At 71.4% G+C, this 24881-nt stretch carries 15 protein-coding genes; 4 read left to right on the top strand and 11 right to left on the bottom strand.

Translation table 11 applies throughout. The annotated features are described in order from the left end of the window. Positions 1-141 precede the first annotated feature (141 nt). The 5 genes from FHR82_RS08305 to FHR82_RS08285 are packed head-to-tail and all read right to left on the bottom strand — an operon-like array spanning position 142 to position 7814. Positions 142-3000 carry a carbohydrate-binding protein gene (locus tag FHR82_RS08305; protein WP_184809694.1) on the bottom strand — a complete coding sequence of 953 codons (2859 nt, stop codon included), beginning with the start codon at positions 2998-3000 and terminating at the stop codon, positions 142-144. A gap of 29 nt (positions 3001-3029) precedes the next feature. Next, complete coding sequence (locus FHR82_RS08300) at positions 3030-3890, bottom strand: carbohydrate ABC transporter permease (protein WP_184809693.1); 861 nt, start codon at positions 3888-3890, stop codon at positions 3030-3032. Continuing rightward, positions 3887-4831 (bottom strand): carbohydrate ABC transporter permease, encoded by a 945-nt coding sequence (locus tag FHR82_RS08295; RefSeq protein ID WP_184809692.1) that lies wholly within the window; start codon positions 4829-4831, stop codon positions 3887-3889. Before FHR82_RS08295 ends, FHR82_RS08300 begins: the two co-directional genes overlap by 4 nt. A gap of 4 nt (positions 4832-4835) precedes the next feature. After that, positions 4836-6185 carry an ABC transporter substrate-binding protein gene (locus FHR82_RS08290; protein WP_184809691.1) on the bottom strand — a complete coding sequence of 450 codons (1350 nt, stop codon included), beginning with the start codon at positions 6183-6185 and terminating at the stop codon, positions 4836-4838. A 21-nt stretch (positions 6186-6206) separates the two neighbouring features. Next, a complete protein-coding gene (locus FHR82_RS08285) occupies positions 6207-7814 on the bottom strand; it encodes a glycoside hydrolase family 13 protein (RefSeq protein WP_311770962.1) in 1608 nt (535 codons plus the stop codon). A gap of 85 nt (positions 7815-7899) precedes the next feature. Between FHR82_RS08285 and FHR82_RS08280 the strand changes: the two genes are divergently transcribed. Continuing rightward, positions 7900-8907 (top strand): LacI family DNA-binding transcriptional regulator, encoded by a 1008-nt coding sequence (locus FHR82_RS08280; RefSeq protein WP_225943808.1) that lies wholly within the window; start codon positions 7900-7902, stop codon positions 8905-8907. Here FHR82_RS08280 and FHR82_RS08275 read toward each other — a convergent pair. Then, complete coding sequence (locus FHR82_RS08275; protein ID WP_184809690.1) at positions 8858-9946, bottom strand: VanZ family protein; 1089 nt, start codon at positions 9944-9946, stop codon at positions 8858-8860. The genes FHR82_RS08280 and FHR82_RS08275 overlap by 50 nt on opposite strands. Positions 9947-9999: 53 nt before the next feature. Between FHR82_RS08275 and FHR82_RS08270 the strand changes: the two genes are divergently transcribed. Then, positions 10000-10260: an EF-hand domain-containing protein gene (locus tag FHR82_RS08270; RefSeq protein ID WP_311770961.1), complete on the top strand. Its 261-nt coding sequence runs from the start codon at positions 10000-10002 to the stop codon at positions 10258-10260. A 115-nt stretch (positions 10261-10375) separates the two neighbouring features. Here FHR82_RS08270 and FHR82_RS08265 read toward each other — a convergent pair whose 3' ends face one another. Further along, positions 10376-11242: an alpha/beta fold hydrolase gene (locus tag FHR82_RS08265; RefSeq protein ID WP_184809688.1), complete on the bottom strand. Its 867-nt coding sequence runs from the start codon at positions 11240-11242 to the stop codon at positions 10376-10378. A 67-nt stretch (positions 11243-11309) separates the two neighbouring features. Here FHR82_RS08265 and FHR82_RS08260 point away from each other — a divergent pair, with 67 nt between their 5' ends. Next, complete coding sequence (locus FHR82_RS08260) at positions 11310-14285, top strand: ATP-binding protein (protein WP_311770960.1); 2976 nt, start codon at positions 11310-11312, stop codon at positions 14283-14285. Here the strand turns inward: FHR82_RS08260 and FHR82_RS08255 are convergent. After that, positions 14248-14847: a GDSL-type esterase/lipase family protein gene (locus FHR82_RS08255; protein ID WP_225943809.1), complete on the bottom strand. Its 600-nt coding sequence runs from the start codon at positions 14845-14847 to the stop codon at positions 14248-14250. The genes FHR82_RS08260 and FHR82_RS08255 overlap by 38 nt on opposite strands. Positions 14848-14968: 121 nt before the next feature. Here FHR82_RS08255 and FHR82_RS08250 point away from each other — a divergent pair, with 121 nt between their 5' ends. Beyond that, positions 14969-17368 carry an alpha-L-fucosidase gene (locus FHR82_RS08250; protein WP_184809686.1) on the top strand — a complete coding sequence of 800 codons (2400 nt, stop codon included), beginning with the start codon at positions 14969-14971 and terminating at the stop codon, positions 17366-17368. Positions 17369-17463: 95 nt separating this feature from the next. On the opposite strand, the gene FHR82_RS08245 is transcribed toward FHR82_RS08250, so the two are convergent. From FHR82_RS08245 to FHR82_RS08235, 3 genes are read right to left on the bottom strand one after another with little or no spacing between them, the layout of a single operon-like run. Next, the gene (locus tag FHR82_RS08245; RefSeq protein WP_184809685.1) at positions 17464-20199 is read right to left on the bottom strand and encodes an AbfB domain-containing protein; all 2736 of its coding nucleotides are present in this window, start codon (positions 20197-20199) and stop codon (positions 17464-17466) included. 8 nt (positions 20200-20207) lie between these two features. After that, a complete protein-coding gene (locus FHR82_RS08240) occupies positions 20208-22097 on the bottom strand; it encodes a glycoside hydrolase family 76 protein (RefSeq protein ID WP_311770959.1) in 1890 nt (629 codons plus the stop codon). Next, the gene (locus FHR82_RS08235) at positions 22094-24880 is read right to left on the bottom strand and encodes an RICIN domain-containing protein (RefSeq protein ID WP_184809683.1); all 2787 of its coding nucleotides are present in this window, start codon (positions 24878-24880) and stop codon (positions 22094-22096) included. Before FHR82_RS08235 ends, FHR82_RS08240 begins: the two co-directional genes overlap by 4 nt. Between the last annotated feature and the right edge of the window lies 1 nt (position 24881).

The following is a 24881-nucleotide window of genomic DNA, read 5'->3' as shown; positions in this document are numbered from 1 at the left end:
TCGACGACGGCGGCGAGTTCGAAAGTTTCGGCGAATTGTCGGTATCGCGAGAAGAAACGTTAAGGCGCGCCAACGAGTCCGTCAAGCAGGCAGGGAATTCTTGTTGCGGTGTCACCGAAACTTTCGAATTGGCGAGAGTGGTCAGAACCCGCTGTTCCCGGGCCCGCGGTTCACCGTGAAGCCCGGTGACACGGACAGCCCACCGGACGGCGCGCCGGACACCGCGGTGTACGAGAACGTCGCGTTGCCGGTCGCGTTGACCTCGATGCCGTACGTGCCGGTGCCTGTCACGGTGACGCGCTCGAACGTCGCGTTCTCGATGCGGCGCTGCCAGGTCATGAGGATGCCCGCGTACGTGCTGTCGCGGATCTCGACGTCCCGGACCGTCACCGGCGCGGTGATGTCGGCCGTGTCGGCGAACAGCCACAGCGCGCCGAGCTGGGAGTTCCAGTTCGGCTCCAGACCGCCGGTGCGGACCAGCGTGTTGCGTTGCACCAGCGTCTCCCCGGACAGCGGCACCGGGTTGAACCGGGTGCCGACCGCGATCCCGGCGGACGCGGTCAGGGTGTCGCTGATGACGTTGTCCTCGGCCCGGTTGGCGGTACCGCCGTAGATGCCGATCCCGTTGCCCAGCATGGGGATCTGCACCGTGTTGAACGTGAACGCGCCGCGGGTCACGGGTGACCCGTCGGACCACATGGCCAGTGCGTCGTCGCCGGTGTTGCGGACGGCGCTCTGCCGCACGCTCGTGTCGCGCACGTTGCCGTGGAAGTTCACGCCGTCGGCGAACGTGTTGCGGATCCGCAGGCCCAGCGCGAGCAGGCCGTCGGTGCCGTTGTCCGCCCACAGACCGACCTTGGTGTGCTCGATCCACACGTTCTGGATCAGCGAGCCGGTGCCGAAGTCACCCTCGAGCGCGGCGTGGAAGTTCGCGTCGTCGCGGTAGCGGACGTCACCGTCGATCATCAGGTCGGCGATGGTGACATCGCTGCCCGTCGCGAAGAACCCGCCCTTGCCGGACCGTCCCTTGAGGACCGAATACCACGGGCCCGCGCCGCGGACGGCCACGCCGTGGACGTCGACCCGGTCGGCCATCACGAACCGGCCCGCCGGGACCCACACGCCGGTGCCCGCCGACCGCGCCGCCGCGACCGCCGCGCGGATCGCGGCCGTGTCGTCGGTGTCGTCGTCGGGGGTCGCACCGTGCTGGGTGACGTTCACGTAGCCGGCCGGCATGGCGAGCGCCGCGCCGACGTTCTCGGTGTCGATGAGGTCGACGTCGATGTACGCGGCGGCCGGGGAGTCCTTCTGCAGCCGCAGTTTCGTGCCGGCGGGCAGCGCGTCGAGCCGGGTGCGTGCCTCGCCGAAGAACCGCTGCGCGCCGCCTTCGCCGGGGTTGTTGGTGTACGGGTAGGCGCCGTACACCCAGCTGTACACACTGGACAGCGTCAGGTCGCGGACCTTGGTGCCGCCCACGTACACGCCGATCGGTGCGGTGGTCCCCCCGCCGTCCGCGGAGTCCGGGATGGACGCACGGACCACGAGCGAGTTGGCAGGCTGGGTGAGGGTGAACTCGACGTAGCTGCCGGTGTTCTGCAGCCGCACCCCGCGGCGGCCGGACGCCTCGGCGGGCACGGTGCGGAACGTGCGGTCGGGGCCGAAGACACTGCCGTTGGTGGCGGCGTTCTCCGCCTCGTACTCGGTGTAGGGCACGGTCGCGCCGCGCGCGGCGAGCGCCTTCCCGCCCGACAGCGCGATGCGGTCGACGGACGCGGTGCCGCCGCGGCCCGGCGCCCGCGACAGGCCGATGCTGCCGAGTCCCGCGGGGAGCGTCACCGGAAGGGTGGCGTTGGCCCAGCCACTGCTCGCCGTGAGCGTGACCTGGCCGAGCCGCAACCCGTTGCCGGTGACCACGAACGCCTGGTTCTGCGTGGCGGTGTAGCGGATCGTGAGTGTCTGCCCCGTGCTCGCCGCGACACCGACGGGGATGACGAGCCGGGCTGTGTCGGAGGTGAACCCGGTGGCGTAGCCGGTGCCGGAGAACCCGGTCGTGCCGGTGGCGCGGGTCGTGCCACCCGCGAGGTGGCCGGTCTCGGCCTCGAAGCACGTGCCGCTGTCGCACGTCACGGGTGTGCTGCCGGTGACGGTGAGCCGGTCGAGGTTCACGTTGCCGGAGTCTGTTGTGTCGAACCGGTAGCCGACGCCGCTCGCACCGGACGGCAGGGTGACCGTACTGGTCGCGGTGCCCCAGGTGGCCCAGCCGCCGGTGGCGGGCAGCGCCACCTGCTGGAGGCGTTGTGCGCCGACGTAGAGCGACAGGGTCATGGTCGAGCCGGTGCCGTTGGCGTACCGCAGTGTGAGGGTCTGCGCGCCGGGCGCGGTGACGGTGAACGTGACGGCGGCGCGGCCTTTGTTGGTGTCGGTGAGGCCGCCGACGTAGCCGGTGCCGGAGTACCCGGCGTGTTCGGACTCGGCGACCGCCCCGCCCGCCAGTGCCGCGGTCTCGGCTTCGAACGTGCCGGGTTCGGCCGGCGTGCCGCCGGTCACGGTGAGCCGGTCGAGGTTGACGTTGCCGGAGTCGGCGGAGTCGAAGCGGTAGGCCACACCGGTGCTCCCCGTGGGAAGCGCGACGGTCGTGGAGGCCGTGCCCCACGACGTCCACGACCCGGTCGACGGCAGCGCCACCTGCTGGACCCGTTGTGTGCCGACGTAGAGCGACAGCGTCATGGTCGAGCCGGTGCCGTTGGCGTACCGCAGCGCGAGGGTCTGCGCGCCGGGCGCGGTGACGGTGAACGTGACGGCGGCGCGGCCCTTGTTGGTGTCGGTGAAGCCGCCGACGTAACCCGCTCCGGAGTACCCGGCGTGTTCGGACTCGGCGACCGCGCCGCCGGTCAGCGACGCCGACTCCGCCTCCAGGGTCAGCGGCGCGGCGGACGCGCCGGGTGGCACGACGCCGAGGAGGGCCACGGCGAGCGCGACCACGGACAGTGTGCGAAACATCGTTGTTCCACCTTCCGGTTTGCAGGGTTTCAGCCCTTCACCGCGCCGCTCAGCGCGTCCCCCTTCAGGAAGAGGCGCTGGAACACGAGGAACAGGGCCACCGGGATGACAGTCGAGATCGCCAGGGCGGCGAGGAACACGTCCAGTTCGACGTACTGCTGGAGCGCGGGCAGCCGCACGGACAGCGGCTGGAGGTCGGGGTCGGGCAGCACGAGCAGTGGCCAGAGGAAGTCCTTCCACGCGGCGACCACCGCGAACACCGACACCACCCCGAGTATCGGCCGGGACATCGGCAGCACCACCGACCAGAACAGCCGGTACGGCCCGGCACCGTCCACTCTGGCCGCTTCGAACACCTCGCGGGGCAGACCGTCGAAGAACCGTTGCACCAGCAGGATGTTGAACGCGTTCGCGCCCGCGGGCAGCCACACCGCCCAGAACGTGTTGACCATGCCGGCGTCCACCACGGTCAGGTACAGCGGCACCAGCAGCACGACCCCGGGCACGAACAGCGTTGCCAGCACCACACCCGTCAGCACCTTGCGGTACTTCGGCCGCAGCACCGACAGCGCGTACCCGGCGGTGGTCGCCACGAGCAGCTGCACCAGCCAGGCGCCCGCCGCGACGACGACCGTGTTCACGAAGTACTTGTCGATCTCCACCCGCGTCCACGCGGTCGCGAGGTTCGCGAAGTCGAACCCGCCCGGCCACAGGGACAGCGGCTCACGCAGCGTGTCCTGCGTCGGCGTCACGGCCGCCTTCGCGAGCCACAGCATCGGCCCGAGCCCGACGCAGAACAGCGCCACGAGCAACACACCGTGCACCACCCGGGCGGTGCGCCGCACCGACGGCCGCCGCCAGTCCGACGGAGCGAGAATCCCGCGGCTCATGAGGTGCCCCAGCCACGCGTCAGCCGGAAGTACACCGCCGAGAACACCGCGAGCACCGCCGCCAGCATCAGCGACAGCGCGGTCGCCGCGCCGTAGTCGCCGCCGAGGCTGTTGGCGAACGCGTAGTCGTAGATCAGCAGCAGGATCGTCGTCGTCGAGTTCGCCGGGCCTCCGCCGGTGAACAGGAACGGCTCCAGGAACACCTGTGCGGTCCCGATGATCTGCAGGATGAACGTGACCAGCAGGACACCGCGCAGGCGGGGGAGCGTCACGTGCCAGACCTTGCGCCACACGCCCGCGCCGTCGATCTCCGCGGCCTCGTACAGCTCCGGTGCGACGCCGGTCAGCGCGGCCAGGTAGATGATGATCGTGCCGCCCGCCGCGGCCCACGTCGCCTCGAGCACCAGCGCGGGCATCGCCAGGTCCGCGTCCTGCAGCCACGGCAGCGCGTCCACACCGACGTAGCCGAGCAACGTGTTGAACACGCCGGTCGGGCTCGCGTCGTAGAAGAACTTCCACAGCAGCACCGCCACCACCGGCGGCACGACCACCGGAAGGTACGCGAGCGCGCCGTACAGCCCTCGGAACCGCCGCACCTCGCTCATCAGCACGGCGGCCACGAGCGGGACCGGGTAGCCGAACAGCAGCGCGAGGAACGCGAACCACAGCGTGTTCTCCACGGCCGTCCACAGGAGAGGATCGGAGAGGACGGTGCGGAAGTTCTCCAGCCCCACGAAGGTCGCGTCGCTCACCAGGTTCGTCTGCTGGAACGACATCACCACGGCCTGCCCGATCGGCAGCCATGAGAACACGGTGAACACGACGAGCATCGGCAGCAGGAACACGAGCGAGGCGAGGCCGCCGCCCCGGATGCGCGGGCCGCGCCGCGGGCGTGCGCGCGGCACGTGGGCCGGAGCGGCGGGCCGGGTGTCGAGGATCATGGGGTCAGTTCCGGTCGAGCAGGGCCTGCGCGTCGGCCTGCGCCTGCTCGAGCAATGCGCCGATGTCGGCGCCCCGGTCGGTCAGCACCGACTGCACGACCGGGTCGAGCAGCCCGTAGACCTCCTGCGTGGACCGGGTCGGCTCGGTCAGCAGCGGCTGGTCGAACATGTTGTCCGTGTACGGCGTCATCTGCTCCAGCGGCACGTTCACGTACTCGGCCGTCCACCCGAGCATCTCGTCGTAGGTGGCCTTGTCGAACACCGGCAGCTGCGGCGCGCCGACCGGCGCGTCCGACTCGGCGAGGGTCTTCGCGTCGAGCACGGCCGCGTCCTGCACGGTCAGCTTCGCCATGTAGTAGAAGTCGATCCACTTCACCCCGGCCGCCTTGACCGCGTCGTCGGCGTTCGCGCTCACCACGGCCAGCGTGCCGCCGCCGAGCACACCGGCGTCCTCGTCGTCCGCGAGGGGCAGGACGGTCACGCCGTAGTCGGCGGGCTTGACCGCGTTCTGTGTGAGGAGCTGGCCGTAGTTGCCGCCACCGGACACGTACATGCCGATGCGGCCTGCCGCGAAGTCCTGGTTGATGGTGCCCCAGTCGTACAGGAAGTTCGCGCCCATGCTGTTGTCGGTCCACCGCATGTCGTGCAGGTCCTGCAGCACGGCCCGCATCTCCGGTGTGTCCAGGGTGGACTCGGCCCTGTCGCCGGAGATCTTCTCGGTGCGGCCGCCGTACGCGTAGTCCAGCGTGGTCAGTATCCACCCACCGGTGTTGTCCTTCGTCATCTGCGCGTACCCGGCCTGCCCGGTGCGCCGCGCGATCTGCCTGGCCGCCGACCGCACCTCGTCCCACGTGGACGGTGGGTCGTCCGGGTCGAGTCCGGCCTGGGTGAACAGCGTGCGGTTGTAGTGCAGCGCCTGACCGTACGCGGCGATCGGCACGGCCTGCGTCTTCCCGTCCGCCGCCTTCCCCGCGTCGGCGACGTTCGGGTTGAAGTCCTTGGCGTACGGCAGTTCCGCGACCAGGCCGGAGATGTCCGCGACCTGCTTGCGCTCGATCAGCCCGCGCCCGTCGGTGAACGGGACGGTGAACACGTCCGGCAGCGTGCCGCCCGCGAGCTGGGCGGTGAAAGTGGTCGCCTCCCAGTTGTACTCCTGCGGCCGCAGGTCGATGTCGGGGTGCGCCTTCTCGAACTGGGCGACGCGCTCGTTGTAGGCGTCGACCGCACCCTGTTCGAGGCCGGGGTCGATGGCGATCTTCACGACGGTCTTGCCGTCACCGGCGTCGTCGGAGCCGCAGGCGGTGAGGACGGTCGCGGCCGCCAGTGCGGCCGCGACGAGAATCGGGGACCTCATTGTCGCTCCCTTTGGGGATGGTCAGGAACGCAGCCAGGCTGCGGTGTCGGGTGGAAGGGCGCCGCCGGTCAGGTCACCGCTGGTGAGCAGCACCCCGGTGTGCGCAGGCAGGTCGGCCGGGGTGTCTCCGAGGTTGACGACGCACAGCACGTCACCCCGGCGGAACCCCAGCACGTCGTCCGATGTGGACAACCAGGCGAAGTCCGCGCCGCGCAGCCCCGGCTCCGCGCGGCGGATCGCGATCATGGTCCGGTACAGCGACAGCATGGACGCCGGGTCGCCGTCCTGCTCCTCGACGGAGTACCGGCCCCAGTCCTCGGGTTGTGGCAGCCACGGCTTCGGTCCGCCGAACCCGAACGACGGCCCGTCGGCCGTCCACGGCAGCGGCACGCGGCAGCCGTCGCGGCCGGGGTCGATGCCGTTCGACCGGAAGTGCATGGGGTCCTGCAGCACCTCGAGGGGCAGGTCCTCCACCTCCGGCAGCCCCAGCTCGTCGCCCTGGTAGACGTACAGCGAGCCGGGCAGCGCTCCGGTCAGCAACGCGGCCGCGCGCGCCCTTCTGGTGCCGAGCGCGAGGTCGGTGGGGATGCCGAACCGGCGCGCCTCGAACCCGAACGAGCTGTCCGCGCGGCCGTACCGGGTGGCGGCGCGGGTGACGTCGTGGTTGGACAGCACCCACGTCGCAGGCGCGCCGACCGGCCGGTGCGCGTCCAGTGTGGACACGATGGCGTCCCGCAGCTGCCCGGGGTCCCACGGCCGCATCATGAAGTCGAAGTTGAACGCGGTGTGCATCTCGTCGGGCCGCAGGTACCGGGCGAACCGCTCCGGGTCGGCGAGCCAGATCTCGCCGACCAGCACCCTCGGCTCGGCGTAGGAGTCGGCGACCGCGCGCCACGACCGGTAGATGTCGTGCAACTCGTCGCGGTCCAGGAACGGGTGCGTGCCCGGCGCGAACTCGCGGTCCGCGTCCGGGAACGCGGGGTCCTTGACCGGCATGGTCGCCGAGTCGATCCGCACCCCCGCGACACCGCGGTCGAACCAGAACCGCAGCACGTCGGTGTGTTCGCGGCGCACGTCCTGGTGGTTCCAGTTCAGGTCCGGCTGCTGCTGCGCGAACAGGTGCAGGTACCACTCGCCGGGCGTGCCGTCGGGGTTCGTGGTGCGGGTCCAGGTGCCGCCGGAGAAGCTCGACACCCAGTCCGTCGGCGGCTCGTCGCCGTTCGCGCCGCGGCCTGGGTGGAACCAGAACCGTTCCCGCTCCGGCGATCCCGGTCCGGCGGCGAGCGCGGCGCGGAACCACACGTGCCGGTCGGACACGTGGTTGGGCACGATGTCGACGATCGTGCGGATGCCGAGCGCGGCCGCGTCGGCGATCAGCAGCTCCGCCTCCTCGACGGTGCCGAACGCCGGGTCGATCGTGCGGTAGTCGGCCACGTCGTAGCCGCCGTCGGCCAGGGGCGAGGAGTACCAGGGGGTGAACCAGATGGCGTCCACGCCCAGGTCGCGCAGGTGCGGCAGCCGGGCGCGAACCCCGGCCAGGTCACCGGTCCCGTCGTCGTTCCCGTCGGCGAAGCTGCGCGGGTAGACCTGGTAGATCACCGCGTTCCGCCACCACTCGGCTGTGCTCACTGCGCTCCTCGTGCGAGTAGGTTTAGCGCTATACCTGCCGTACGGTAATGTTGACCGGGCGAAGCTGTCAACGGAGGGATGTCGGTTGGTTCGGGTCACGCTCAAGGACATCGCGAACGAGGCGGGCGTGAGCATGATGACCGTCTCGAACGTGATCAACGGCAACCGTGCGCGGGTGTCACCGGAGACGATCGAGCGGGTCAGGCGGATCGTCGCCGAGCGTGGTTACGTGCCGAGCGCGTCGGCCCGCAGCCTCGCCGCGCGGTCGTCGCGGCTGATCGGGCTGCTGGTGCCCGCCGCGGACGAGGACAGCCTCACGCTGAGCCCGCACACCGGCGCGATCCTCGGCCAGATCGAGCGAGCGCTGCGCAAACGCGGCTACCACCTGCTGCTGCGCGGCATCGCGCACCCGGACGAGGTGGGGGAGGCGTTGCAGTCGTGGAGCCTGGACGGCGCCGTGCTGCTGGGTTTCCTCGACGAGGAGGTCGACGCGCTCGACGTGACCGTGCCGGTGCTGGCGGTCGACAGCTACTCGCGGAACCGGCTCGCCACCGGGGTCCGTTCCGACGACTTCGAGGGCGGCCGCATCGCCGCCGCGCACCTGCTCGGCCTCGGCCACCGCGAGATCCTGTTCGCCGGTCCGTCCTTTTCGGACGTCGGGGTCGTGCACCAGCGCTTCGAAGGGTTCCGGCAGGCCTTCGCCGACCGTGGTCTGTCCTGGTCGGACAGTCTCATCGCGACGGTCAACACCACGCACGCGAGCGGCAGGGAGCTGGGTCTGCGGCTGCGCGCGGACTTCCCGTCGGCCACCGCGGTGTTCGCGACGGCCGACATCCTCGCGATCGGCGTCATGGCCGGGCTGGTGGAGACCGGGGTTCCGGTGCCGGGCGTGGTGTCGGTGGTCGGCTTCGACGACCTCGACCTCTCCGCGATAGTGACCCCGAAGCTGACCACGGTGGCACAGGACATCCCGACGAAGGCGGCGATGGCGGTCGACCTGCTGCTGGCCGCCGTCGAGAAGCGCGACCGCCCCGCCGAGCCGGTCACCCTGGACGTGCACCTGGTCGAACGGGAGTCGACAGCTCCTCGCTGACCGACCCGCGTGCGTCCACCACGTACAGGCCGGACACCAGTCCCGACAGCCCGCGGTGCGACCGGGGCCGCCACGCGAGGATGCCGCACGCCAGCAGCATCAGGCCGGACCACGAGCTCGCGTCACCGCCGAGTCCGGTGAGGGCGAAGTAGCCGAAGGTGCCGCCCGCGAGGGCGGGCAGGACGAGGAGCCCGGCCCGGCCGCCGTCGGCCCGCACCCGCTTCAACCGCACCGCGCGCTGACCGAGTGTCGCGCCGTTGGCCCCGAGCGCGGGCACCGCGAGCAGCAACACGGCGGGCAGCCACGGGTTGAGGATCCGGTTGTCGGTGCCGGCGATGAGCAGGGAGGCGACGGAGAACACCCCACCGAGCAACGTCACCGAGACGAGGTCGACGAGCATGCCGAGCCAGCGGCGGCCGGTGGTGACGGGCCGGGGTGCCTCGGCGGGGAGGTCGGTGCGGCCGTACATCCTGCGCAGCAGCGGGGCGAACATGAGGCCGACGGCCGTGCCGAGGGTGTTGGCGAGCAGGTCGTCCACATCGAACAGCCGGTACGGGCACGGGTAGAGGAACCAGTTGCCGGTCAGCTGGGTGCACTCGATCAGGAGGGACACGGCGAACCCGGCGGCGACCACCCGGAACGGGTTGATCCTCCGGTGCCGCAGGTAGGCCCCGAGCGGCACGAACAGGGCGATGTTGAACACGACCTGCTGCACGGCGGGGTTGGTGAGGACACCGCGCCAGCCGGGCGCGACCCGGTCCTTGGCGATGTCGGAGAGGAACCGCAGCGGGTTCAGCTGCGGGTGGGTGAAGGTGGGGTGGCGGGCGCACCAGGCGTCGTCGAGCTGCGGCACCGGGAACAGCGTGTAGGCGACGAGCGCGAGCCCGTAGACCAGGAAGGCGAACGCGAGGATCCCCGGCCCGAGCCCGACCTCGCCGCGCTTGCGGTAACTGCGGAACACGAACGGCACGAGCAGCAGCACCGCGAGGAACACACCGAGGGACACGGCCAGCACGGCAGGAAGCACCCGAGACGACACGCGATGGAAGCTAACCCTTTCCCCGGTGCCGATGTCGGCGCTCTCACCCCATCGTGTGCACTATTCTTGGCGCCCCCGACCCAGGAGGCCCCACCATGGCGACCGACGCCGAACTGACCGCCACGTTCACCGAGTTCGACGGCAACGACGACGGCCAGATCACCAGCGCCGAGTTCCGGGCCGCCATGACCGCCCGCGGCGAGGAGATCACCGACCAGGAGATCACGGAGATCTTCGCCGACGCGGACTCGGACAAGGACGGGACGATCTCCCTGCCCGAGTTCACGACCGCCTGGAACCGCGCGGGCAACTGACGAGAACCACCCACACGCGGCGGACACCACGAAGCCACCCGCGAAGCGAGCGGGCACAACACAACGCCCGGGCGCGAGCCCACACACCACCCCGAAAGACTGCCGAGCGAAGCACTCACACGAGCATCCCCCGGAGGTGCTTGATCACCTCCGCAGGAGCCTCCTCGGCCATGAAGTGGCCGCACGTCACCGTCACGTGGGTCAGGTCCGGAGCCCACGGCCGCCACACCGCCGTCGCGTCGTAACCGAGGGCCGCGCCCCAGTCCTGTTGCAGCACCGTCACCGGCATCCGCAGGACCGCGCCTGCCGCGCGGGAGGCCGCGTCGTCGGTCACGTCGACCGTGGCCGACGCCCGGTAGTCCGCCACGATCGACGGGATCGCCTCGCGGCTCGCGCGCAGGTACTCCGCGCGGACATCGGGCGGGACCGCGGACGGGTCGCGTGCCCACAGGTCGAGGAAGTACCCGAAGAACTCGTCCGGCGCGCCCGCGATCATCGTCTCCGGCAGGCCCGGCGGCTGCGCCATCAGGTACAGGTGGAACGCGACCGACGCCGACACGCCGTGCAGCACGTCCCACATGTCCAGCGTCGGCAGCACGTCGAGTGACGCGAGCCGGGTCACCGCGTCCGGGTGGTCCAGGCCTGCGCGGATGGCGACCAGCGCGCCCCGGTCGTGGCCCGCCAGCGCGAAACGGGGATGACCCAGCGCGCGTGCCACGGCCACCACGTCCGCCGCCATCGTTCGTTTCGAATACGCACCGCCCTCGTCGGCAGGCTTGTCGCTGGCGCCGTAGCCGCGCAGGTCGGGGCAGATGACCGTGTGATCGGTCGCGAGGTCGGCGGCCACGTGCCGCCACATCAGGTGGGTCTGCGGGAAGCCGTGCAGCAGCACGACCGGGTGACCCGTGCCTGCGACGGCCACGTTCAGTGAGACGCCGTCGGCGACGGGAACGCGCTGGTAGTCGAATCCTGGGAGTTGCATGCGGCGAGCATGCGAGCCGCGAATCAGCGGCCGGTCAGCAGCGGATCAGCGGGCTAGGCTGCGACCGGTGATCACGTTCCGGGTGCTCGGGCCGCTCACGGCCGAGGACGAGCGCGGCCCGGTGGACCTCAAAGGGCCCCGGCACCGCGCCGTGCTCGCGCGGCTGCTCGTCGCGCGTGGCCGGGTCGTGCCCGTGGACATGCTGGTCGCCGACCTGTGGGAGGACCCGCCCGACGGTGCGGTCGGCGCCGTGCAGACGTTCGTCGCCGCCCTGCGCAAGGCGCTCGAGCCCGGTCGGCCGCCACGGACACCCGCACGGCTGCTGATCACGTCCGGGCCCGGGTACGCGCTCCGCGCCGAGGACGTGGACGCCTGGCGGTTCGAGGACGCCGTGCACGGGTCGCCGGACGACATCGACGCCGCGCTGGCCCTGTGGCGCGGGCCCGCCTACGCCGACGTCGCCGACCAGCCGTGGGCCCGAGGGGAGATCGCCCGCCTCGACGAGCTGCGCCTGCTCGCCGTGGAGCGCCGCGCGGCCGTGCTGATCGACACCGGTCGCGCCGCGCAGGCCGTGCCGGAACTCGAAGCCCACGTCGACGCGCACCCGTGGCGGGAGGAGGCGTGGCGGCTGCTCGCCACCGGCCGCTACCGCACCGGCAGCCAGGGCGACGCGCTCGACACCCTGCGCCGCGCGCGCCTGCTGCTGGCCGACGAACTGGGCGTGGACCCCGGACCGGCGTTGCGACAGGCCGAAGCCGACATCCTCGCGCAGGCGCCGCCACCGGAGCCGGTCACGACCACGCTCGTCGGCCGGTCCGAGGAGCTGGCACGGCTCGCGGCCGCCACCGGTGAGCGGCTCGCGCTCGTCGCGGGCGAGGCGGGTGCTGGCAAGACCGCGCTCGCGGAGGCGTTCGCGGCCCACCTGTCGGCGCACGGGTGGACCGTCGCCTGGGGTACCAGCCCGGACGACGACGGGCTGCCCGCCGCGTGGCCGTGGACCACCGTCCTCGACGCACTTCCCGGTACCCCACCGGAACCCGACCCGGTTCGCGCCCGCTGGCACCGGGCCGTCGCCGCCCACCTCGGCGGGCACGCGCCGCTGCTGGTGGTCCTCGACGACCTCCACTGGGCGGACGAGGCAACCCTCGCGCTGCTGGCGTCGCTGGTCCTCGAACCCCCGCCACAACGAGTGCTGGTGCTCGCGACCTACCGGACGACCGACGTGCCGCCTCGGCTGCGGGACCTCCTCGGCCGCGTCGCCCGCGCCGAGCCCGTGCGCGTGTACCTCACCGGGCTGCCCGTGCCCGCGATCCCCGCACTGGTCCGCGCCACCACCGGCCGGGACGTCGACGCGGCCACCGCGGCCGCCATCCACCAGCGCAGCGGCGGCAACCCGTTCTTCGTCCGCGAGCTGGCACGGCTCCTCGACACCGGTGACCTGTCGGACGTGCCCGCCGGGGTGCGGGACGTGGTGCGCCACCGCGTCGCGACGCTCCCCGGCACGGTCCAGGACGTGCTGCGGCGGGCGTCGGTCCTCGGCATGGACGTCGAGCTGGAGCTGCTGCCCGGCGACGTGCTCGACGCCATCGAAACCGCCGCGCGGCGCGGTTTCCTCGTCGAGCAGGGGCCCGGCCGGTTCCGGTTCACGCACGGGCTCGTGCGGGACACGGTGTACGAGGACGTGTCGCGGTCGCGCCGGGCCCGCTGGCACGCGGCGGCAGCCGAGGCACTGGCGGAACGGCGACCCGGCGAGGTCGCCGCGCTCGCGCACCACTACCTGCTGGCGGGCAACGGATCCGCCGCCGCACGGTATGCGCGGGCCGCGGCCGAGGACGCGGAACGGCGGTTCGCCCCGCACCAGGCCGTGCGGTGGTGGCGGGTCGTGCGCGAGTTCGGGGAGCCCGACGACCACGTGACCGCCGGGCTCGCCCGCACCCTGGCCGTCACCGGCGCCCTGACCGAGGCCCGCGCGCTGCGGGCGGAGCTGCTCGGATCGGCACCCGCGCTGGTGGCGTTCGACGTGCCCGCGATCTGGACCGAACACGACGACCCCGCACTGGCGAAGGAGATCGCAGGCGCCGCGGCACGTGCGCTGGCCGACGACCCGCCGCCCGCGCTGCGCAGCCGCCTGCTCGCCACGATCGCCCTCGAACTGCGCAACACCGGCGACGAGCGGGCCCGTGCCGCGGCGCGGGAGGCGGAGGAGCTCGCGCGCGGGCTCGACGACCCCGCGGTGCTGGCGTTCGCGTTGAACGCCCGGTTCATGCAGTCGTTCGACCGGGCCGGGCTGGCGCCGCACCGGGCCGCGATCGGCGCCGAACTGGCCGCGCTGCCCGACCTGGTGCCGTTCGAGGTGCTCGGGCACCTGATCCTCGTGCAGTCTCGCGCGGCGCTGGCCGACCTGGCCGCCGCGGACCGGCACGCGGCGGCCGCCGACCGGCTCGGCGCGGAACACGGGATCCCGCTGATCGGCGTGTTCACCGACTGGTACCGGGCGCTGCGCCTGTCCATCACCGGGGCGCCGGCGGAAGCGGCGTACCGGGCGGCCGCGGCGCGCCTCGCGGGGACGGGCATGTCCGGTGTGGACAACGGCATCCTCGGCCTCGCCCTGCTGTGCGACCGGCTCCAGCGCGGCCTGCCGCCGGCGGACGGTGACATCGCGACGGACTTCGGTGCGCACGAACCGTGGTGCCGACCGCTGGTGGACGGGTCAAGGTCGCGCGGCGCGGACATCCCGCCCGCGCCACACGACCTGCTGTTCGAGGTGCGCACCTGCCTGCACGCGCTGACCGCCATCGCCGGGGGCGACCGGCCCACGATGGCGCGGTTGTACGAGGAGCTGCTGCCCGCGGCGGACGAACTGGCCGGGGCGGGCAGCGGACTGGTGACGCTGCGTCCGGTCGCGCACTACCTCGGCGACCTGGCCGCCGCACTGGGCCGCGACGCCGCACCGCACCACCGGCACGCGGAGGAGGTCGCGGCCCGCGCGGGCGCGGCGCACTGGCTCAGACGGGTTGGGCCGCGGCCAGGACGTACGGGGTGAGCTCCCGCGCGATGACCGCGTAGCCCTCCGCCGACGGGTGGAAGCGGTCGGCGGAGAACATGCGGTCGTCGGCCGCGAACCGGGAGAACACCTCCGGGCCCACGTGCGCGACGGTCGCGCCCGCGGTGGTCGCCGCGTCGGCCTGGGCGGTGGCGTACAGCCTGCTCGCCTGCGACACCATGTCGCGGAACGCCGGTGGCACGTGGCCGAGCACGCCCATGTCCGGTGCCGTCACGACGATCACGCGCGCACCCGCCGTCACGAGGCCCGCGACCGCGTCCTGCAGCAGCCGCGCGCCGACGGCCGGTGGCGTCAGGCGGGTCAGGTCGTTGGCGCCGATGACGAGCAACGCGAGGTCGGTGCCCGCCGCGACCGCCGCCCGCACCTGTGGCGCGAGGTCGGCCGAGCGGGCGCCGGGCACCGCGTGGACGCTGAGTTCGATGTCGTGCCCTGCCGCCCGCAGCGCACCGGTGAGGACGTGCCCGATGCTTTGTTCGACGCGGGTGCAGCCGACGCCCGCCGCGAGCGAGTCGCCGAGCACCCGGAACCGGAGAGTGGTCATCGACCAGATCAACGCAGATGAGCCCGTCAGTGCTCCCGTTACGGCAGTCATCTGATGTCTGATCGTCCAGATCGCGGACAGGGGATGTTCAACGGGATGATGATCTGCTTTGATCCGATGTATGACACGGAGGTCGTTGGTCGTCCTGCTAGCCCTGTTGTTCGCCGTCGCCACCGTGCAGCCGGTCGCCGCCGGTGACCGGCACGCGCCACGCGGGATCCCGGGTGCGGTCCCGCTCAGCGCGGACGCCGACCTGGCCGCGTGGCAGCGGCTGCAGTACGGCATGTTCATCCACTGGGGCATCTACTCCGAGCTGGGCGGGGTCTGGCAGGGACAGCCGGTGACCTCCGGGTACAGCGAGCAGATCCAGATGTGGGCGAACATCCCCGAGGCGGACTACCTCGACGTCGCGAGCCGGTTCGACCCCACCCGGTTCGACCCGGCGGCGATCTGCTCGCTCGCGAAGCAGGCCGGCATGCGGTACGTGGTGATCACCAGCAAGCACCACGACGGCTTCTCGATGTTCGACACCGCCACCACCGGCTACGACGTGGTCGACGCGACCGCGTACGGCAGGGACCCGCTGAAGCTGCTCGCGAACGAGTGCCGCAGGCAGGGCCTCGGCTTCGGGTTCTACTTCTCGCTCGTCGACTGGCACCAGGGCCACGAGTTCGACGGCGGCAACAACAACCCGATCCCGGCGTCGATGGAGCCGGTGATCGAGGCGCAGCTCCGCGAGCTGATGTCGAACTACGGGGAGATCTCCGAGGTGTGGTTCGACATGTCCACACCGACGGTCGCGCAAAGCACGAAGTTCGCGGGCATCGTGCGCGAACTGCAGCCGCACGCGGCGGTCAACAGCCGGATCTGGAACAACGTCGGCGACTTCCGGACGTTGGGGGACAACGAGATCCCGTCGGTGCCGCTGGACGGCACGTGGCAGACCCCGGCGTCGGTCTACCACGAGACCTGGGGGTACCGCAGCTGGCAGGAGCGTGACGACCTGCCGGGCAAGGTCCGCGACCTCGTGACCGGGCTGACGAGCGTGCGTGCCCGCGGCGGCAACTACCTGCTGAACATCGGCCCGCGCGGCGACGGCTCGGTGGTCGAGTTCGAGGCGGACGTGCTGCGCGGCATGGGTGACTGGCTGCGGCGGCACCCCGGTGCGGTGCTGGGCGCGCAGGCGACCCGGTTCGGTGGTCAGCCGTGGGGCGAGGTGACGGTCAACGGCCGCGACCTGTTCCTGCACGTGACCCACTGGCCGTCGGCGGGCGAACTGCGCCTGCCCGGCCTGGCGACGAAGGTCCGGGACGTCCGCGAGGACGGCGCGAACCGGCTGCGGTGGCACCGGTCCGGCGACGACCTCGTGGTGACCCTGCCCGCCACCCCGCACGACGAGGTGCTGCCGGTGGTGCGGGTGCGGCTCGGGGGTGAGCTGCGGATCATCCCGCCGAACACGGTGCCGGGCGGGCCGCTGGACTTCGAACAGGGCTACAGCTACGCCGACGATGGCGGCTACCCGAGCACCCACCGCACGACGGTCCGGCAGACGGCGTACGTGACCGGTCAGGGCGGCGCGTCGTACGTGGTGCTGCGCGGCTCCGCTGATCCCGCGACCCGCTACCGGGTGAGCGTGGGCGACCGCTCGAAGGTGGTGACGGGTGCCGAACTGGTGTCGACGGCGGTGGGCCCGTTCACGATGCCCGCACGGCAGGTGATCCCGGTGACGGTCACACTCGCGTCCCCGCCCCACCAGGGCGCGGACCTGTCAGCGGACCTCACCGCGGCGGTGGTGGCCCCGGCGAACACGGTGACGGGCTGGGTGGAAGCGCCCGCGCGACTGGAACTCGGTGAGCCTGCGGCGCTTCCGGTCCACGCGACGAACCTGACACCACGCCCGGTGAGCGGCCGGGTCGGAGACGTCCCGTTCACGAACCTGGCCCCGGGCGCCACATTCACGGCGACGGTGCCCTTCACCTTGCCGACCTCGCCGGGCACCCACTCACTGACCGCGCCGGTGCACTCGACGGCCCGCACGGTGAACCTCCGCACGGACATCGAGCTGGTCCTGCCGAACGTGGCGCGCGGCAAGCAGGCGACCCAGGTGAGCACGGCGTGGGGCGGTGTCCCGGAACGAGCGGTGGACGGCAACACCGCGGGCGACTACCTGCGCGACAACACGGCGTCACACACGGCGGAACCGTCGAACCAGGCGTGGTGGCAGGTCGACCTGGGGCAGGAGTACCGGTTGGCACAGCTTGAGATCTGGAACCGCGGCGACTGCTGCATGGACCGCCTGTCGAACTACTGGGTGCTGATCTCCGACGCACCACTGACGGCGAACTCCTTGCAGGAAGCACTGGCGACACCGGGTGTGACAGCACTGCACCAGACGACCACAGCAGGCCGCCCGACCGTCCTGGACCTGGACGCCGTCCAGGGCCGACACGTCCGCGTCCAACTGGAGTCGGCGACAGACCCGCTGTCGCTGACGGAGGTCGTGGTCCGCGCCCAGCCGTAAGGCTTCAGTGGAACCACGCAGGGCGGGCGGCGGGCGGTCGGTAGGGGTCCCACCGTCACGCCGGACAACCCGGCGTGACGGTGGGGATCACCGCCCTACGGTGTCCACGCGGTGCTGACCGACCACGTCACGTCCTGGTCGTACGACGTCGGGTTGTCGTAGGTGTGGGCGCCGCCGTTCGACGCGACCCACACCTCCTCCGTGTAGTGCCGCATGTTCGTGCCCAGCTCGTTCAGGGAGGCCAGGCGGACTCCGCCGGAACCGGGCTGCGCGCAGAACGTCGCGTCGCGGCGGTACAGGTCGGTGTTCTCGTTCGCGGACAGGCGGACCCGGAACGACTGGTGGCGCAGGTACGAACCCGGGAAGTTCCGCGACTCCAGCGAGTAGCACGACGGGTCCGCCAAGCCGCGGCGCACGACGAACGTCGCGTCCGACTTCGTCACCGCGTCGCTGGTCGCCGTCGCCACGTCCGTTCTGGCCACGCCGTCGCGGTGCCGCAGGTAGCGGTCCGTGAAGCCGGGCGTGGTCACCCGGAACGAGCGGGCCTGGTCGCGGGGCAGGTCGGCGCCGCTGCGCCACAGCGGGATGGTCGCCGCCCACGTGGTGTCCTGCGCGAACGACGTCGGGGTGTCCCACGGGTTCGGGCCGCCGGAACGTGCGAGGTACACCGCCTCGCCGTAGTGGCGGATGAAGGCGCCCGGGTTGTTGAACGACTCGAGCGCGGTCGCGCCCCAGCCGGACCGTGGGCAGAACGTCGCGTCGGCCGTGTAGCCCGACGTGCCGTCCGGTGCGTCGACGCGGATCCTGGACGCCGCGTTCCGCAGGTAGCGGCCCGGGAAGTTCCGCGACTCGAACGACACGCAGGTCGCGTTCGCCAGGCCCGGCCGGACCCAGTACGTCGCGTCCTGCTTGAGCGTGTCACTGCCGTTGTCCACATCGGTGCGCGCCAGGCTGTCCTGGTGGCGCAGGTACCGGTTCGTGTACCCCGGCGTCGTCACCCGCAGCGACGTCAGCTCGCCCTGGTTCACCGACGTGCCCGACGCCGCCGCCAGCACCCGCTGGTTCACGGCGAGCACCCGCGACGCCGTCATCTTCAGTATCCGCCGGTCGTACGTGTAGAACCCGTTGACCTCGTTCTCCACGTCGTACGGCTCCGTGTACACCGACCCCGACAGCCCCCGGGTCTGCACGAACCGCGCGACATCGGTCGTGATGTTCACATACCGGCTGGTCAGCGACGCCTCGTCCGGGAACAGGTCCCCGTACGCGAAACCGGCGCCCGGCTGCCACTCGTGCCCCACGACCCGGCGCCCGAGCCCGCCGTACTCACCCAGCACCGCGATCCGCGTCGCGTCCGGAGTCCTCGTCCCGCTGGACATCTGGTACGCGTGGTCGTCGATCACGTCCCCGTTCGTGGGGCTCGGGTCCGACACACAGCAGTTCGACCCCGAGTTGTGGTTGATCAGCCGCGTCGAGTCGATGCCGCGCACCAGGTTCACGATCCGGGCGTTGTCGTACTCGCCCCAGCCCTCGTTGAACGGCACCCACTGCACGATCGACGTGATGCCCTTGAGCTGGTTGACCATCCTGGTCAGCTCCGACTCGAAGTTGGCGTGCGCCGTGGCGTTCGTGTCGTTGACCGCGTCCAGCGACGGCATGTCCTGCCACACCATCAGCCCTAGCCGGTCCGCCCAGTAGAACCACCGCGCGGGCTCCACCTTGATGTGCTTGCGGACCATGTTGAACCCGAGCGCCTTCTGCCGTTCCAGGTCGAACCGCAGTGCCTCGTCGGTCGGTGCGGTGTAGATGCCGTCCGGCCAGTAGCCCTGGTCGAGCGTGCCGAGCTGGAACACGAACTTGCCGTTCAACAGCGGCCGCATCACCCCACCCACCACGGCCTTGCCGAGGGACCGCATGCCGAAGTACCCGGTCACCACGTCCGTGCCCATGGTCACGCGCAGGTCGTACAGGAACGGGTCGCTCGGCGACCACAGCCGCGCGTTCGGCACCGGGATCCGCAGGTGCCCGCCGACCGTGCCGGTCGCCGACCCGACGACCGTGCCGCCGGACAGCACCTCGGCCCGCACCTGCTGGCCCGCGCTGCCCTGCACCACCAGGTCGAGCACGCCGGCAGGCACGTCGGGGGTGGTGTCGAGGCGTGTGATGTGGTTGGCGGCCACGGGTTCCAGCCACACCGTCTGCCAGATGCCCGACGCCGCCGTGTACCAGATGCCGCTCGGGCTGCGGCGCTGTTTGCCGATCGGGAAGCGCTGGCCGTCGATCGGTGAGTGCGCGCCGACGATGATCTCGTTCGAACCGGCCCGCAGCGCGTTCGTGATGTCGAACGAGAACGCGTCATAACCGCCGGTGTGAGTGCCGACCTGGGTGCCGTTCACCCACACCCGTGTCTCCCACGTGACCGCGCCGAAGTTCAGCTTGACGCGGCGACCGTCCCACGTGGACGGCACGGTGAACGTGCGGCGGTAGAACATGTTGTCCTCGTGCCGCTGGATGCCCGACAGCGCCGACTCGATCGGGTACGGCACGAGCACGCCCTCCGGCAGCGTCTGTCCGACCGGCGGGGTGTTGATGTTCGACGCCCCCGCGAACTCCCAGACCCCGTTCAGGTTCTGCCATTCGCCACGCACCAGCTGCGGCCGCGGGTACTCCGGCAGCGCGTTCGTCGGCGACACCTGGCTCGTCCACGGCGTGGACAGCGGTGGCGTCTTGGGCACCCACACGGCGGCGTCCGCCGATGGCGCGACCGCAATGACCGTGGTGGCGGTGATCAGGAAACTCAGCGCGGCGCCGAGTAGATGTCTCAGTCTCATGGCTGCTCCTACTGGGTTGGCCGGTGGATGGTTCGGCCGGTTGTGTCGGTGGTCGCGGCCGCGCTGGAGATCGGGGGACCGGCGGCCGCCATCGGTCGTGGGCCGCGTTCCTGGGCCGGTGCCGCGGTGAGCGCGCCGAGCCCGCTCGCCTGGGTGCGCCAGTCGAGCTGGTTTCCGGTGCCACCCGCCCAGCGCTGACCGATCCGGTTGAGCGCGTCGCGGTCGGCCGACCAGATCGAGTCGGCCTGCCTGCGGGCGAAGTCGGCGTACACGGGTGCTCCCGTCACCCTCGTGAGGTCGGCGAGGTACCTGCTGAACACGCCCTTGAACTGCTTCTGGTTGTCGTCGCACGTGGACTGGCCGAGATCACACGATTCGGTGAGCACACCGTTGCGCGTCAGCCCGGTGAGCCCGGCGTCGGCGAGACGGCGGGCGGTGTCGAGCAGCGCGGTGTCGCCGGTGGCGCGCCACGCCTCGACCATGCCGCCGATCGCGAGGCCCTGGTTGTAGGTCCACACGGTCTGGCCGTTGTTGCGGCAGTCGCGGGTGAGCCCGTCGTTCACCAGGTTCGCGGAGTTGATCATCCCGCTGCCGAGGTACCAGGTCGCGGCCGTGCGCGTGCGCAGCAGCCACACCGAGTCCCCGGGCGTCCTGTTGTGGATCGACGCCGCCAGCCGCAGGTACAGGCCCGCGGTGACGGCGTTCTTGTAGGTGCGTTCCCGGTCCCACCACACCCCGCCGCCGCAGGTGCCGGTGTCCCAGTACTGGTGCACGTAGGCCGCGATCGTGGTGGCCATGCCGAGGTAGCGCTGCTCCCGCGTGCGGTCGTACGCGGCGATCCACGCGAGACCCCACCAGGCGCTGTCGTCGATCGCGCGGCTGACGAAGTCGCCCTCGATCGCGTCGCTGCTGCGCTCCCCGGCCGCGAACGTGCCCTTGTTCTGGTCGAACGTCCGCGCGATCACCCAGTCGTAGCCGCCGGTGGCCGCCATGCTGTCGATGACCGCGGTCAGCGTGGCGGCGGAGTTCCACCAGCTGCTCGGCCACCAGCCGTGGTACGGGTCGTAGGAGTACATGAGCGCGTCCGCCGCCGCCCCCGCTCTCGTGGGTGCGGGCCGGGCCCATGCCGTGCAGCTGCCGTTGGCACCGGTCACCGCCCGGCCGCAGGCGCGCACCGCCCCGCCGTACAGCCGTGCCCGCGGGTCACGCGTCGCGAACATGGTGGTGCGGGTGGCTGTGGTGCGGCCGAGCGACGACCCGTCCGGCCAGGTGGCGCCCTCGTCCCACGACCGGTCGAGCCAGACCTCGTCGCCCGGCGCCCCGGCCTCGATGGTGGCCCAGGCCATCGCGTTCTGGTCGACGTGCAGGCGGATCACTCGGCCGGACAACGATGTGGGTGGTACCGGCTGGACGTCACCGACGGCCTGACTCGCATCCGTGCGGTCGCAGCGGACGTCGCACACGGTCGGGTACACCCACTCGGTGCACGTGACCGCGTTCGCGTCACCGCACGCACGGATCAGCCCACGCCGATGGGTGCGCGGGTCGCCGACGTTGTACATCAACGTCCGGGTGCCGGTCCACGTCGCGGGTACGCTTGCCTTACCCAGCAAACCTTCCCAGGTGCGGCCGCCGTCCCATGACCGGTCGAGCCACACCGAGTCCCCAGTGAGGCCGTTGTCGATGCTTCCCCACGCCGTACCGTCCACATCGGACACATGCAGTACCAGTCTGCGCCCGTTGATGTTCCGCTCCGGCACGGGGAACGTCTCCTGCCCGGCCCGTGCCGGGTCGAGCGTGTCGCAGTGCAGGAAACACACGATCGCGACCGCCTGTGACTGGGGCGGAACGAGAAGCAGACCGCCGAGCAGTGCGGTGATGAGTACGAGTGCTCTCACAGCAACCGCCACACGTGGTCGGCGGTCCCGGTGTCACCGAACTGGACGACCTGCGCGGAGTCCGCGTGGGACATCACGTCGACCCCGAGCACCTTGCCGGAGTTGGCGTTCTGTATTCGCCACAGCCCTTCGGTGTCGGCACGCAGCCGCCACAGGTGGTCGCGGGTGCCGTTGTCGCTGAACTGCACGACGAACGCCGAGTCGGCCGTCGACATGCGGTCCACGCCGAGGACCTTGCCGGAGTGCGCGTTGCGGATCCGGAAGTAACCGTCGGCGTCGGGCAGGAACCGCCAGCGGTGGTCGGCCGTGCCCGTGTCGGCGAACTGCACCACCCGTGCGGAGTCCTGTGTGGACATTCCGTCGACCGCGAGCACCTTGGTGGAGTTCAGGTTCTGGATTCGCACGTCACCGTCGGGGATGATCCGCCACAGGTGGTCGGCGGTGCCGTTGTCGTCGAACTGCACGACGTGCGCGGAGTCGGCGGTGGACATGAGGTCGACGCCCAGCACCTTGCCCGAGTTGCGGTTGCGCAGGCGGAACCAGCCGTCGCCGTTGTCGACAAGGTCCCACACGTGGTCCGTCGTGCCGTTGTCGGCGAACTGCACCGCGTGCGCCGAGTTGGCGGTCGACATGCCGTCCACGCCGACGACCTTGCCGGAGTGCGTGCTGAGCACCTTGACCTGACCGTTGCCGAGGTCGACGAGCCGCCACAGGTGGTCGGCGGTGCCGTTGTCGGCGAACTGTGTGAGGTGCGCGGAGTCGGCCGTCGAGGAGCCGTCGATCGCGAGGACCTTGCCGCTGTTCTTGTTCTGGATGCGACATGGCGGGCCGGGTGTGCCCCAGGTGCGGGTGCCCCCGGTCCGCGGAAAGGTGGTGATGCGCAGGCGGGCTGAGCCCATCGGGATCAGCGTGACCCGCTCGACCGGTGCCGTGGTGGCGACCGGGCTGCCCTGGAGCGTGCCGATCACGTTCTGGCTGTCGGCGCGCCAGTCCGGGATCTTCTGCGCGTTGACGGTGATCCGGACCGGAGCGCCTGCCACGGTGAACGGGTCGGTGAGGTTGCCGCCCGTGGTCACCGCCGGGGCGGGATCTGTTGTCAGGCCGTAGTTCCACGCCGTCGAGGAGGTGACTTCCAGCTCCGGCCACGCCTCGGTGCCCGCGTACCGGCGCCACTGCTCGTCGAACCGCAGCGAGTACGTCAGCGGGCCGTGGTCCACCGACACCGCGCCGCCAGCCCACGTGCGGGTGCGGACGGTCATCGGCAGGGTGAGCACGACCGTGTCGCCGTTCTGCCACGTCCGGTCGACCGTGGTGAAGCCGCGCGTGGTGGTGACCGCCGTGCCGTTCACGGTGAGGCGCGGGGTCGGGCACCAGGCGGGGATCCGGAACGCGAACGGGAACGCGGCCGCGCGGTCCAGCGCGAGGCGGAACGTGACCGTGTCCGAGAACGGGTAGCCGGTGTCCTCGGTGATCGTCAGCCGCGCGCCCCCGACGGTCGTGGTCAGGGCACACGGTCCGTACAGCGCTGCCGCGAGCCCGCCGCCCGGTGTGCCCAGCCACATCTCCTCGACGAAGTACGGCCAGCCCTGGCCGTAGTTGTGCGGGCAGCAGCGGTAGTCGTGCACGGCCGGTTTGTAGGCCTGCATGGCGAAACCGTTCTGGAACTGGCGCCGCGTCTTCGCGAGGTTGTCAAGCCGGACCACGTTCGCGCTGGTCACGTAGTGGGTGACCCTGCCGAGCGGGTCGAGGCTCGCGGGCAGCGAGTTGAACGCGAGATCTTCGGTGCGGTCCGCCCACGCGGTGTCGCCGGTGAGCCGGAGCAGCAGCTCGTGGCTCGCCATGAACTCGACGATGCCGCAGGTCTCGAAGCCCTGGCGCGGGTCGCCGAACCCGGGCCGGGCGTTCTCGTCGCCGGCGAACCCGCCGCCGGGGAACTGGCCGTACGTGCGGAGGATCGTGTCGTAGTTGCGGTAGGCGGCGTCGCGGTGCGCGGCGTCGCCGGAGAGCTGCCAGTACTGGGCGGGTTCCCGGAAGCCCTGCGCGATGTTCACGTTGTGCAGGCTCGCGATCCCGCCGGTCCAGTTCGCCGACAGCCGGTGGATGCGGTGCACGAGGTCCAGCAGCGACGCGTCACCAGTCCGGTCGTGGAGCCACATGACCACGTCGATCGTGTCGCCCCACCGGGTGTTGCCCCAGCCGTCGACGAACACGCCGTCCGGTTGGCGGGCCGTGAACTGGAAGAACCGGGTGAGGAGGGCGTCGACGCGGGTGTCGCCGTGGTACTCGGCCCACGACCGGAGCGCGTGCAGCATCGGCATGTGCGGCCACAGGTCCGCGTGCCCGTTGAGGCTGTTCCGCAACCGCGACGGGCCGAAGAACCCGTCACTCGTCGCCGTCGCGAGGACGGCTTCGATCCAGCGTTCCGTGTCGGTGAGGACGCGGGCGTCGCCGGTGACGTAGCCGAGGTCGCCGTAGCCGCGCAGCCAGTACGGCAGTTCCTCCCAGCCGTCGCGGTCGGGGTGGACCCAGCCGGAGGTGTCGAACCGGAGGAAGTCGGAGATCTCCTGGTAGCGGCCGCAGAGGCCGGTCAGCTGACGGTCGAGTTGGGTGGCGAGCCAGCCGCGGGGGCGGACCGCGCCGGGTGGGAGCCGCAGGAACGCCGGTCTTCGCGGCGCGGGGGCCGCGGTGGTCTCGGTTGCCTCGGCGGAGGCATGACGGGGGAGCAGTGACACGCCCGCGGTGAGCGCACTGCCGATCAGCAACGTACGTCGTCGTACTCGCATG

This window comes from Actinophytocola algeriensis, assembly GCF_014203735.1.
Taxonomy (GTDB): Bacteria; Actinomycetota; Actinomycetes; order Mycobacteriales; family Pseudonocardiaceae; genus Actinophytocola; species Actinophytocola algeriensis.
The sequence above is the reverse complement of the archived record's forward strand: the minus strand, read 5'-3'. Positions and strand labels throughout refer to the sequence as shown.

Bases quoted from the DNA above. Each gene is read 5' to 3' on its own strand.
- FHR82_RS08305 (WP_184809694.1), bottom strand. From the start codon at position 3,000: ATGTTTCGCACACTGTCCGTGGTCGCGCTCGCCGTGGCCCTCCTCGGC.
- FHR82_RS08300 (WP_184809693.1), bottom strand. From the start codon at position 3,890: ATGAGCCGCGGGATTCTCGCTCCGTCGGACTGGCGGCGGCCGTCGGTG.
- FHR82_RS08295 (WP_184809692.1), bottom strand. From the start codon at position 4,831: ATGATCCTCGACACCCGGCCCGCCGCTCCGGCCCACGTGCCGCGCGCA.
- FHR82_RS08290 (WP_184809691.1), bottom strand. From the start codon at position 6,185: ATGAGGTCCCCGATTCTCGTCGCGGCCGCACTGGCGGCCGCGACCGTC.
- FHR82_RS08265 (WP_184809688.1), bottom strand. From the start codon at position 11,242: ATGCAACTCCCAGGATTCGACTACCAGCGCGTTCCCGTCGCCGACGGC.
- FHR82_RS08255 (WP_225943809.1), bottom strand. From the start codon at position 14,847: ATGACCACTCTCCGGTTCCGGGTGCTCGGCGACTCGCTCGCGGCGGGC.
- FHR82_RS08250 (WP_184809686.1), top strand. From the start codon at position 14,969: ATGACACGGAGGTCGTTGGTCGTCCTGCTAGCCCTGTTGTTCGCCGTC.
- FHR82_RS08245 (WP_184809685.1), bottom strand. From the start codon at position 20,199: ATGAGACTGAGACATCTACTCGGCGCCGCGCTGAGTTTCCTGATCACC.
- FHR82_RS08235 (WP_184809683.1), bottom strand. From the start codon at position 24,880: ATGCGAGTACGACGACGTACGTTGCTGATCGGCAGTGCGCTCACCGCG.